Here is a 12,557-nt window from a genome sequence, read left to right on the forward strand (position 1 = left end):
TTTCCGATAAAATGATAGCGCTGTCATTTTAGTTTTTATATGATAGGTATGAATAATAAACAAAAATGACAAGTAATACGGAAAAAATACCGTAAACTCAGGGCATAAACGAGGAGAAAGTAATGGGTTTTAAAAAGTCTGCACTCGCTGCAATGATAATGGCAGCACCTATAATGGCAAACGCGGCACTCACACAGTCGCAGGTAAATCAGTTTGCTAAAGATACCGAGTTACTGTTTTCAGTTGAAGATAACTTTCGTAACAGAGACGCGGGCTTTTTAGGAAAAATCACCCTTAACAACCGCTCTGATGTTGCGTTACCTGCAGGCGAAAGTGATTGGCAACTTTATATCCATTCGGTTCGTAAAATTTCAACAGAGCATGTCGCAGGCCTCAATGTTGAACATGTAAATGGTGACTTACATCGTCTTGTACCAACCAGCTCATTTAAAGGGTTAGCAGCAGGCGAAAGTTTAGATATTCCTTTCGATGCGCAAGTATGGATTGTTGCATACAGTGATTTTATGCCGCGTGCATTTTTTGTGGCAGGTAAGAGTAAGCCAGCCATCTTTGCAAATACAGACACTGAGGACTTTAAAGAGTTTGTTACGCCATTCACTCGTGATAACCAACTATACCGTTACAACGAACCAAGAGATTTATCCGTTTTGGCAACGGCAAAAGTGCGTTTTGAAAGAAACCAAAAAGATAAAGTCGAAGTAAATAAAGACGATGCTTTAAAACGAATTATTCCAAAACCGCAAAAAGTTGATTTTAACCGCGGCACAACAACACTTAACAGTGATTGGCAAATTAGTTACCAAGGTCAGCTTAAACATGAAGTCATGGTATTCATGCAAGACCTGCAAGATGACTATGGAATTAGTTTAAAAGCTCAACCTGACCATATAAACCTTGGCAAAGAAAAAATCATTCGCCTAAACGTTGACCCTGCTTTAAACACAGGTAAAGCAGAAAGTTATACACTGGAAATTGACGATGATGTCATTAATATCGTGGGCAGTGATAATGCCGGTGTATTTTATGCGATGCAAAGTGTATTAAACCTAATTCCAGCAGGCAGCAAAGACTCTGCAAATTTACCACAGCTTGAATTAGAAGATGCTCCGCGTTATGGCTGGCGTGGCATGCATTACGATAACGGTCGTAACTATCATGGCAAAGAAGCCATATTCAAACTTGTTGAGCAAATGGCTCGCTATAAAATGAATAAGCTACATTGGCACTTTTCTGAAGATGAAGGTTGGCGTCTTGAAATCCCAGGCTTACCTGAACTCACAGACGTTGGCGGTTATCGCTGTTTTGATTTAGAAGAGCGCGAGTGTTTATTAACGCAGCTTGGTACAGGGCCATTTAAATCAGGCTCAGGTAATGGCTACTTAAAACGTGATGAATTTGTTGAGCTATTAAAATTTGCCAAAGATCGCCATATTCAAATTATCCCAGAAGTTGAAGGGCCTGGTCATGCGCGTGCCTCAATTAAAGCGATGGAAGCGCGATACCATAACCTGCTTGAAGAAGCAGAAAAAACAGCTAAAAATAACATCAAGTCACAGTCAGCTAATAAGGAAATTCAAAATGTAGATATTGGCCCTGCAACACAATATTTATTGACCGATCCTAAAGACACCTCTGTGTACATGACAGTTCAAAACTACAAAGATAACTCGATGAATGTATGTATGGACTCAACCTACGCATTCTTAGATAAAGTGACCTATGAACTACAGCAGATGTACCGCGAAGCAGGTGTGCAGCTAAAAAATCTACACATAGGTGGTGATGAAGTCGGGGCCGGTTCGTGGATTGGCTCGCCGATTTGTCAGGCGCTGTTTGCTGATCCTAATAATGGTGTTGCAGGCCCTGCAGATTTAAAACCCTATTTTACTCAGCGTGTTGCGACCTTACTTGAGAAACGTGGCATCTCTCCGGGTATATGGGAAGATGGCATTATGTATGATCGTGAAAACTCGTTTAAGCGTGATGAGTTTCCAAATAAAACCTTTACCGTTAATACATGGGATAATATCTGGGAGTGGGGGGTTGCAGATAGGGCGTATCGCTTAGCTAATGCCGGTTACCAAGTGGTGTTATCGCATGGTACGCATTTGTATTTTGATCACCCGTACGAGGCAAACCCTGAAGAGCGTGGTTATTACTGGGCAACCCGTTACACCGACACCAAAAAAGCGTTCAACTACATGCCAGATGATGTGTATGCCAATGCTGATTACACACGCACTCGCGAGCCAATTGTTAATCTAGAGGCGTTAGTTGGTCGCCCGTTACCTAAGCTTGAAAAACCTGAGAATATTTTAGGTATGCAAGGTCAAGTTTGGTCAGAAACAATCCGTACCGAAGATCAAGTGCTAGCGATGATCTTCCCACGTATTTTATCGGTTGCAGAGCGTGCATGGCACAAAGCTGATTGGGAAGGGCAAAGCGTTGATAGCAAAAAACAAGCAAAAGATTGGGCGGAGTTTTCAAGTGCCGTTGGCTTAAAAGAGCTTGAAAAACTAGCTCAAGGTGGCATTAATTTACACTTGCCTGTGCCAGGTGGAGTGATTGAAAATGGTAAGCTGTATGCCAACAGCGCCTTTGCTTATTTGAGCATTGAGTACAGCCTCGATAACGGCCAAAGCTGGCAGTCTTATGCTGAGCCAGTAAAGGTTGATAGCAAGGCAAAAGTAGCTCTGCGTACTCGCTTAAATGAGCAGCAAACCAGTCGCGTTACTTTTGTTGGAGAGTAATGTTTAAGGTATTTCGCGCGAAATAAATTCGCGCCTATTATATGGCGCGTTTTTAACGGTTGCAGAGTGCGGCATCTTCGCGCGAAATAGATTCGCGCCTATTATATGGCGCGTTTTTAACGGTTGCAGAGTGTGGCTCCTTCGCGCGAAATAAATTCGCGCTTATTATATGGCGCGTTTTTAACGGTTGCACAATGTGTACCTTTGCGTGAGTTAAGCTCATAGCTAAAAGAAATATGTCAGCGCTGTCATTTTTGTTGCGATAGTGTTATAAATATTTAATATCAATTTTATATAATTAATCTAAATGAGCAGCATTGCAGGGCCAATGCATGCTGTGATTGGGAAACGTTATGTCAGAAACGAATAAACAAAGCAGCTTAGTGCCAATGGCAATAGTTGCGACACTGTTTTTTATTTTAGGCTTTGCCACATGGTTAAATGGCTCGTTAATGCCGTTTTTACAACAAATTTTACAGCTTTCACCGTTTCAGGCATCACTGATAATTTTCTCATTTTATATTGCAGTAACATTTACAGCGATCCCATCGGCGATGATCATTCGAAAAGTGGGCTATAAAAATGGCATGGCGCTGGGAATGGCAACCATGATGGTAGCAGGGTTATTGTTTATTCCTGCGGCTAAAACGCAAGTGTTTGCACTCTTTTTATTTGCTCAACTTGTTATGGGCGCAGGTCAAACTTTGCTACAAACAGCCGTTAATCCATACGTAGTGAGAATTGGACCAGAAGAGTCCGCGGCAGCACGCGTGAGTGTCATGGGGATACTCAACAAAGGAGCTGGGGTTATTGCACCGATTGTTTTTACCGCGCTGATTTTAAGTGATTTTACGGGGTTTGTTGGTAAAGAATTAAGCCAAGCTGATATCGATGCCATGGCAAATGGTTTAATACTCCCTTATTTAGGAATGGCGATTTTTATTGGTGTACTCGGTTTTGCCGTCACTAAAATGCCATTACCAGAGCTAATCGACGATGCTGATGAGCAAAAACCAGGGCAAGTAAAGGAGGCGCTGAGCCACCCAAGCCTTGCGTTAGGGATTGTTGCATTATTCGTTTATGTAGCTGTTGAAGTAATTGCTGGCGATACAATTGGCAGCTTCGCACTTTCATTAGGTGTTGAAAGGTATAGTGTTATGACTTCATACACTATGGGGTGTATGGTATTGGGTTACTTTTTAGGAATTTTATTAATTCCACGTATATTGTCGCAGCAAGTTGCACTAACAATTTCTGCGATTTTGGGTTGTGCGCTTACAATAGCAATTGTTACAGTAAGCAATGAGTCTGTTTTTATTTCAACATTACTAGGCCTAAAATCGGTACTTCCTGATACCTTATTACTCATCGCTGTGCTAGGCTTTGCTAATGCGATTGTTTGGCCAGCAGTGTGGCCGTTAGCATTATCAGGTTTAGGCAAACTAACGAGTGTAGGCTCGGGCTTACTTGTGATGGGTATAGCCGGTGGTGCATTTGGCCCGTTATTTTGGGGTTTGGCAAGTGGCGGAGTTAAAAGTGCTGACGCCCAACAGGCAGCCTATATTGTGATGTTGCCTTGTTATTTATTTATCCTTTTCTATGCTTTAAAAGGGCATAAAATGAAAAGTTGGAAGTAATAATAAGCTTAAGGTTAAGTTATACAAATACTAACCTTGAGCTGTGAAAAGCATTTCTAGTAAATAGAAATAATCCCGTGTGTAATGCCACCGAAAGGTGGCATTTTTTTGTCAAAGCTAAACGGTACGTAAATTGATGTAAAACTGCTTCACAGAATAAGAGAGCTTTCCCCGTTTTTGTCGATTTTTCCGTTGTATCCGTTCATTTTTATGATCCAAGGCCAATAATCTCAAGATTTTCTACGGCTTAGTCAACTTAGCCAAATAGCTATTTATCAAATCAAGTCTTTGTTCCTCAAACATTATCCAAGCTTATTAAAAAAGCAAGGTGCTTACTAAATGAATGGAAGGGATGGAAATCAGGGGAACGCATTGAGATGAGTACTTGTGGATATGATGCTTTGCTGGATAACACGTTAAGGAATACCCAGCCATTTTACCTAATTAAAAATTTAGATGAATTTAAAACGCCATCGAATATGGTAATATTCGCAAATACAGCAGATAAGTGAAATGGTATAGGCAATAGAGCCTTTATCAAGTAGCTATTAGTAAAAGCTTTAGAGCAGGGTAAGCTCTAGAGCCCCTAAAAGGATTAAAATGAGATATTTAGTAACAGGTGCAGCTGGTTTTATAGGCTCTGCGGTTATACGCCATATCATTGAAAACACAAAAGACTCCGCTATTAATGTTGATAAACTGACTTATGCAGGTAATTTAGAGTCATTGAAATCGGTTGATTCGAGTGAGCGTTATACTTTTGAGCAGGTAGATATCTGTGACCGTGAAGAACTTGATCGCATTTTTAGGCAATATCAACCAGATGCTGTGATGCACTTGGCTGCGGAAAGCCATGTTGATCGTTCAATTACAGGCCCTGCAGAGTTTATTCAAACAAATATAATCGGCACCTATAATTTACTTGAAGCTGCTCGCCAGTACTGGAATACATTAGAAGGTAATGCTAAAGAAAAATTTAGATTTCATCATATTTCGACAGATGAAGTGTATGGTGATCTGCCACACCCAGCAGACCTTGCTCTGGAAGAAAATGAGCTGCAACCTCAGAGTTTGCCATTATTTACAGAGCAAACAGCTTATGCACCAAGTAGCCCATACTCTGCAAGTAAAGCATCGAGTGATCATTTAGTAAGAGCTTGGGCTCGTACCTATAATTTTCCAACAATCGTCACCAATTGTTCAAATAATTACGGCCCTTATCATTTTCCTGAAAAGCTTATTCCATTAGTGATATTAAATGCTTTAGAAGGGAAAGAGCTGCCGATTTATGGCAAAGGTGATCAGATCCGTGATTGGTTATATGTAGAAGATCATGCCCGTGCCTTATATAAAGTAGTGACAGAAGGAAAAGTCGGAGAAACTTACAATATTGGTGGGCATAATGAAATGCAGAATATAGAAGTCGTAAAAATGATTTGCGATCTTTTAGATGAGTTAGCCCCAATTAAACTTAAAGAGCTGAAATCGAAAGAGGGTGAATTATTAACTACATATTCTTCACTTATAAAGCATGTAAATGATCGCCCAGGTCACGATAGACGTTACGCTATAGACTCAACAAAAATGAGCAAAGAGCTTAATTGGAAGCCACTTGAAACATTCGAAACTGGCCTTAGAAAAACGGTACTGTGGTACTTAAATAACCTCGACTGGTGTCAAAATGTGCAAGATGGTTCCTACCAACGAGAACGCCTTGGTGAAATAAACCTCAACAAAACGGAGCAATAATATGAAAGGGATTATTCTAGCTGGGGGGTCTGGCACACGCCTATATCCTTTAACTCGTGGTGTTTCCAAACAATTACTGCCTTTATATGATAAACCTATGGTTTATTACCCATTATCTACTTTAATGTTGGCTGGAATTAAAGATATTTTAATTATAACCACGCCAGAAGACCTTCAGAGTTTTCAGCGAATTTTAGGTGATGGCTCAGATTTTGGTATTCAACTAGAGTATGCAGTACAGCCTAACCCTGAAGGGCTTGCCCAAGCATTCATTATCGGTGAAGAGTTCATTGGTAACAGTTCTGTGTGTTTGGTTTTAGGTGATAATATCTTTTATGGTCAAGGTTTCCCTAAAACATTAGCGAGTGCAAGTCATCGTGAAAGTGGTGCAACTGTATTTGGTTATCATGTTAAGGATCCGGAACGTTTTGGAGTCGTTGAGTTTGATGAGAACTTAAAAGCTATTTCTATTGAAGAAAAACCAGCTAAACCAAAATCTAATTTCGCTGTTACAGGGTTATATTTTTACGATAATTCAGTCGTTGAGAAAGCTAAAAAAGTAAAGCCTTCATTACGAGGAGAATTAGAAATAACCAGTATTAACCAGATGTATTTAGAAGAAGGTACACTGCATGTCGAGCTATTGGGTCGAGGCTTTGCTTGGCTCGATACGGGAACACATGAAAGTCTTCATGAAGCCTCTAATTTTGTACAGACAATTCAACATGTCCAAGGGCTTAAAATTGCCTGTTTAGAAGAAATTGCATGGCGTAATAACTGGTTAACGGCAGAACAAATACTTGCGCTGGCGGAGCCAATGAAAAAAAATGAGTATGGTAAGTACCTTGTACAATTAGTCAGTAATTAAGTTCATGCACGACAAGAAAAAAATTAAAAGTGGTTTTATTTGGAGTGCATTAGATAGTTTAGGCACACAAGCAATAGCTTTAGCTACAAGCTTAGTTCTGGCTAATATCTTAGGTCCAGCAGTATTTGGTTTAATTGCCATGCTAGCGATATTTATTGCGGTTGCTAATGTGTTTATTAATAGCGGGTTCAACGCTGCATTGATACGAAAGACAGACAGAGATGAGTCTGATTTTGCGACTACTTTCTATTTCAGTCTTGGTGTATCCATAGGCTGTTACCTATTACTATTTTTCTGCGCCCCTTATATTGCCCAATTCTATCAGCAGCCAGAGCTAACTACACTAACCAGAGTTATTGCACTTGTTGTCGTGATTAATACTTTTTCGGCAATTCCCATTGTCAAACTCAGTGTAAGCTTAAACTTTAAAACGCAAGCTAAGTGCAATTTCATTGCACTTACTTGTAGCAGTCTATTAGCATTGGCTTTGGCTTATTTTGATCATGGTGTATGGGCATTAGTGGCTCAACAACTAGCATTAGCAATCATCAATGTATTGATGCTAAATATTTTGGTGCCATGGAGGCCTAAGCGCAAGTTTTCTAAAGAATCCTTTAAAAACCTATTTGGTTTTGGTTCAAAGCTACTTTTATCTGGCCTGTTAGATACTATTTACAATAATATTTATAGCCTAATTATCGGTAAGCAGTTTACAGCCGTTCAGCTTGGTTTATTCAATCAAGCGAATAGATTGTCTAGCTTACCTGCGGTTACTTTGACAGGGGTAATTCAAAAAGTTACTTTTCCTATGTTAAGTGCGATACAACACGATACGAAGAAACTTGATGCATCCTACTTATTAACTTTGCAATTTGCTGCAGTAGTCATATTCCCTGTTATGTTTGGTTTATGCATTATTGCCAAGCCGTTGATTGAAATCTTATTAGGGCAAGAATGGCAGGGTACTGCAGAGCTCGTCAGTATCATTACAATGGCGTTAGTGCTTTATCCAATTCATGCTATTAATTTAAACATGTTACAAGTGAAGGGACGTTCTGACCTCTTCTTAAAATTAGAAATAATTAAGAAGATAACGATTACCTTAATACTTGTTGTGACGGTACCTATGGGTATTAAAGCAATGTGTATAGGTATGGTTGTCAGCTCTTACTTGGCATTGTTTATCAATACTTACTACACAGGTAAGCTTTCGAGCTTAACGGCTTATAAGCAGCTGATAGCCTTGCTTCCGATTGCGCTTATTACCGCTTTTTCGGCCTTTTTAGGATACAGCGTTGGTATGAACTTCAGCAGCAATATTATTCAAATTATCACTATGTTAGGTGTTGCTCTAGGAAGTTATATTCTAATTCTAATTCTGATGCAGCGATCATTGCTTATTGCCTTAAAAAACACATTAAAAAATTAACCCTATATGGAGTCATTATAAATGATTGCCTTAAACAACCCTGTTAAACCTAACTTAAAAAAGCTCCAAAAATTACTCGAAAAAATAAATGATAATAGTTGGTTCACTAATTTTGGGCCTATGCATAAAGAATTAACTGAAAAGTTAGAGGATTATTTATGTGTAGAAAACCTTTTACTGACAAATAATGGTACGTCAGCACTTCAAATCGCAGGTAGGGCACTTAACAGCCACTCTCTAATCTCAACACCATTTAGCTTTGTAGCTACTGTTAGCGCTTTTAAATGGCAGAAAGATGAAGTGGCATTTGCGGATATTGACTCAAGTAGTTTAAATATTTGCCCAGATGCAATTAAAGCTGCTTATGAACAAGGCTGTAAAGCTGATACTTTAGTTGCTACACATGTGTATGGAAACCCCTGTGATGTTCTTAAATTAAAAGATCTTGGCGAACAAAAAGACTTTAAAATTATTTATGATGCCGCGCATGCTTTTGGTGTGAAAATCAATGAACAATCAATTTTAAAGTATGGGGATGCGAGTACATTGAGTTTTCATGCAACCAAAGTTTTTCATACGGTTGAAGGTGGAGCTGTTATTTTTAAAGATAAAGACAGTTATGAAAGAGCTGAGCGACTCATTAATTTTGGTTCTAACCCAAGTGATTCGAACCATGTTGGCATAAATGCAAAAATGAATGAGTATCAAGCAGCTGTTGGTTTGGTTAACCTTGAAGAAATAGATGATGTGCTTGATCATAGAGCTGAATTATTTCATGCATATAGACAAGGTTTAAAGGATGTAGTTAAGTTACCTACTTGGCACCCAGAAGCAAATGCCAATGGTGCTTATATGCCAATCTTGTTAGACAGTGAGAAACAGCTAAAGAAAGTGACTCAAGCATTAGAAGAAAATAACATTCAAAGCCGCAATTACTTTGCTCCTTCATTAGACCGAATCTTTGTAGATGAACACAATTACGGAACGTCCAATAGCTTAAAAGCATCAGAAAGTATCTTGTGCTTGCCTTTACATGCGCATTTAAAACTACACGATATTACAACCGTTATCGAAAATGTAAAAAAAGGATTGTAGAAAATATGGCTTTTTATACACAAATTGAATTAGAAGCTTTGGGATTCAAGCATGTAGGTAAGAATGTCAAATTGTCAAAATTAGCATCTATTTACAATGCGGCAAACATAGAAATTGGCGATAACAGTAGAATCGACGACTTCTGCGTTTTATCAGCGGGAAAAGAGGGGATTAGCATAGGCAAGTACGTGCATATTGCTGTTTATACGTCATTGATAGGTGCAGGAAGAATTACGATGGAAGACTATACATGTCTATCATCAAGATGTTCAGTCTACTCTAGTAATGATGACTATTCAGGCGAATATATGACGAACCCAACGGTTCCAAGTCAATATACCAATGTAAGTCATGCACCGGTTACAATCAAAAAGCATAGTTTAATTGGAGCTGGAAGCATTATTTTGCCAGGGGTGATAATTGAAGAGTGCGTTGCAGTTGGTTCTCTATCTTTGGTCAATAAATCTCTTGAGGCTGGTTTTGTATATGCAGGGCAACCCGCTAAAAAAATCAAGCAACGCAGCAGAAATTGTGAAACGCTGGAAAATGAATTATGTTCGAAAAACTAGTCGCACCTTGCGAGGAAGAGGTTACTAAACACTGGTTATATGCTGACCAAGTTTTCACTTCGATTATTTGCACAACATTTAATCAAGAAAGCTATATCCGCGATACAATAGAAGGATTTCTAGCTCAAGTTACAGAGTATCGGTTTGAGATTATTATTCACGATGATCTCTCTACTGATAACACGCGGGCTATCATCCAAGAGTACCAGCAAAAATACCCATCAATAATTAAACTCATACTACAAGATGTAAATCAGTTTTCGATCAACATTAACTTGCCTTTCAAACATTCGTTAGCAATTGCGCAAGGAGAATATGTTGCCCTTTGTGAAGGGGATGACTTTTGGGTGGATCGTTGTAAGTTGCAGAGGCAGATTCTGGAACTTAAAAAACATAGCGATCTGAACCTATGTGTACACAATGCATACATTATAAACTCTGAAGAGGAGCCACACTCTTCATATCAGTTTCCTACACGAAAAGAAGCTACTCATATCATTGATTATGCTGAAATATACAAAGTACACTCACAGTTTTGCCCAACAGCATCAATGTTTATAAGAAAAAGTGTCTTGGATAACTTACCTAGTTTTTTTTATGATGCGCCAATCGGAGACTTTTTCTTGGAGGCTTTCTCTGGGATTAATGGGATTGTTTATCTACATGAAAAAATGAGTGTCTACAGACGTGAAAGTCAGAACTCCTGGTCTTCTGAAACAGTAAATAATACCGTGAAATTAAAAAAGCATAACTTACGCATGATAGAGTCTCTAGATAAACTAGAGCGTTACCTTGAGCCTGAATATTCTCGTAATGTAAAAATAAGAAAACAATACATATTTGGCCAATTATGTACTCAAAGCGTGTTGCAAAATAAATATTTAGAGTCAGTGAAATACTTTAATAAATATCGTGCACAAGGCGCAGCTTTTAAATCACTGTTAAGTTTACTGTATCGTTGTTCTAAAACGCTATTTATGAGACGTGCATTTTAGGTATTACAGCTTCAACAAAAACTAACCAGCAGCGAAAAGGCTACTTACTATCTAAGTAGCCTGAAAATGACATTACATTTAGTATTAGGGCTTAGAGCTTATTTTTAGGAGGAAAGCTTTTAATCTTACAGCTACAAAAACGCTACTTTTAAAGAGAGAGTTTTGCCGACATTGCGCACTTCAAAGAAGTTTAAAGAGTAAGTGAAATTTAATTTGATAAATAAGGATATTTATAGAGGAAAAAGTGGGGCGACTGATGGGGCTTGAACCCACGACAACCGGAATCACAATCCGGGGCTCTACCAACTGAGCTACAGCCGCCACTGAGACACACCTCGATTGGTGTGGCGCGCATATTACATAATTAATATCACCTTGTGAAGCCCTAAATAGAAAAAACTATAAAAAAGTTTCTTTGCTCGGAAAATTCAGAAATGCTCATGCAGTCAGGTGGCATTCAGTTTTGCAGATTAGACTTTCGCCCTCTGCAATAGAGCAATCACTCATTTTTAATCAGTCTGTAATTTAATGATTTTTTAACCAAAGATCATATATAATTTATACAGCGTTATGCTAAAAATGAACTTCAGGAGAGAACATGGATACTATAATGAACTGGATCAATGAGAATTCAGGTTTAATCATACATTACGCCATTCAGGGTGTGTTGGCGCTAATTATTTTTCTTATCGGTGGCCGTATCGCCAAATTTTGTGAAGGGTTAACTGAAAAAGCTTTCGACAAGAAAAAAGTGGATAAAGCGGTAGGTTCATTTGTAGCAAGCATTGTGTATGCGATCGTATTTGCTGCAACAATCCTAATGGCACTTTCGCAACTAGGTATTGAAACAACATCATTCATCGCTATTTTAGGTGCGGCTGGTTTAGCGGTTGGTTTAGCGCTACAAGGTTCATTATCTAACTTTGCATCAGGTGTACTAATCATTTTACTTCGCCCTTTCAAGTCAGGTGACTACGTTGAGGCTGGTGGCAAAGCAGGTACGGTTAAAAAGATTGAGATCTTCTCTACAGAGTTACGCACGCCTGATAACAAAGTGATTATCATGCCAAACTCAAAAATCATGGGCGATGCCATTATTAACTACTCACGCGAATCAACACGTCGTATCGATTTAGTGATTGGTGTTGGCTACGATGCAGATCTAAAAGAAGCAAAAGCAGTGCTAAAATCAGTGCTTGATAAAGAAGAGCGTCTACTTAAAGACCCTGCTTATACCGTTGCTGTGTCTGAACTTGCCGATTCAAGTGTTAATTTTGTGGTGCGTCCATGGGTCAACTCGTCTGATTACTGGCCGACCTACTTTGATCTTGTAGAAAACATTAAGATCGCATTAGATGATGCAGACATCACTATCCCATTTCCGCAAATGGATGTTCATTTGCATAAAGAAGACGCAAGCGTCAAATAAAAAGCAGTAAAGGTT

9 protein-coding genes and 1 tRNA gene are annotated in these 12,557 nt (G+C 38.9%); 9 read left to right on the plus strand and 1 reads right to left on the minus strand.

Annotated features, from left to right (window positions below):
• Window positions 1-122 precede the first annotated feature (122 nt).
• The 8 genes from L3Q70_RS01605 (at window position 123) to L3Q70_RS01640 (ending at window position 11,113) form a co-directional block, all read left to right on the plus strand.
• Complete coding sequence (locus L3Q70_RS01605) at window positions 123-2,771, plus strand: family 20 glycosylhydrolase (RefSeq protein WP_237114739.1); 2,649 nt, start codon at window positions 123-125, stop codon at window positions 2,769-2,771.
• 353 nt (window positions 2,772-3,124) lie between these two features.
• Window positions 3,125-4,408: a sugar MFS transporter gene (locus tag L3Q70_RS01610; RefSeq protein ID WP_237114740.1), complete on the plus strand. Its 1,284-nt coding sequence runs from the start codon at window positions 3,125-3,127 to the stop codon at window positions 4,406-4,408.
• A gap of 600 nt (window positions 4,409-5,008) precedes the next feature.
• Entirely contained in the window at window positions 5,009-6,157 is a 1,149-nt protein-coding gene (gene rfbB / locus L3Q70_RS01615) for a dTDP-glucose 4,6-dehydratase (RefSeq protein WP_237114741.1), read from the plus strand.
• Window position 6,158: 1 nt separating this feature from the next.
• Entirely contained in the window at window positions 6,159-7,025 is an 867-nt protein-coding gene (gene rfbA, locus L3Q70_RS01620; RefSeq protein ID WP_130151597.1) for a glucose-1-phosphate thymidylyltransferase RfbA, read from the plus strand.
• Between the two features lie 4 nt (window positions 7,026-7,029).
• Complete coding sequence (locus L3Q70_RS01625; protein WP_237114742.1) at window positions 7,030-8,454, plus strand: lipopolysaccharide biosynthesis protein; 1,425 nt, start codon at window positions 7,030-7,032, stop codon at window positions 8,452-8,454.
• A gap of 21 nt (window positions 8,455-8,475) precedes the next feature.
• A complete protein-coding gene (locus tag L3Q70_RS01630) occupies window positions 8,476-9,549 on the plus strand; it encodes a DegT/DnrJ/EryC1/StrS family aminotransferase (RefSeq protein WP_193988201.1) in 1,074 nt (357 codons plus the stop codon).
• 5 nt (window positions 9,550-9,554) lie between these two features.
• Window positions 9,555-10,118, plus strand: a complete 564-nt coding sequence (locus L3Q70_RS01635) for an acyltransferase (protein ID WP_193988202.1) — start codon at window positions 9,555-9,557, stop codon at window positions 10,116-10,118.
• A complete protein-coding gene (locus L3Q70_RS01640; RefSeq protein WP_237114743.1) occupies window positions 10,103-11,113 on the plus strand; it encodes a glycosyltransferase in 1,011 nt (336 codons plus the stop codon). The genes L3Q70_RS01635 and L3Q70_RS01640 overlap by 16 nt, the downstream gene beginning before the upstream one ends.
• A 245-nt stretch (window positions 11,114-11,358) precedes the next feature.
• Here the strand turns inward: L3Q70_RS01640 and L3Q70_RS01645 are convergent.
• Window positions 11,359-11,434 (minus strand) — tRNA-His (locus L3Q70_RS01645).
• Window positions 11,435-11,711: 277 nt separating this feature from the next.
• Between L3Q70_RS01645 and L3Q70_RS01650 the strand changes: the two genes are divergently transcribed.
• Window positions 11,712-12,542, plus strand: a complete 831-nt coding sequence (locus L3Q70_RS01650; RefSeq protein WP_062567247.1) for a mechanosensitive ion channel domain-containing protein — start codon at window positions 11,712-11,714, stop codon at window positions 12,540-12,542.
• Window positions 12,543-12,557 lie beyond the last annotated feature (15 nt).

It is taken from the genome of Pseudoalteromonas sp. CF6-2 (assembly GCF_021729425.1).
Classification (GTDB): Bacteria; Pseudomonadota; Gammaproteobacteria; order Enterobacterales; family Alteromonadaceae; genus Pseudoalteromonas; species Pseudoalteromonas arabiensis.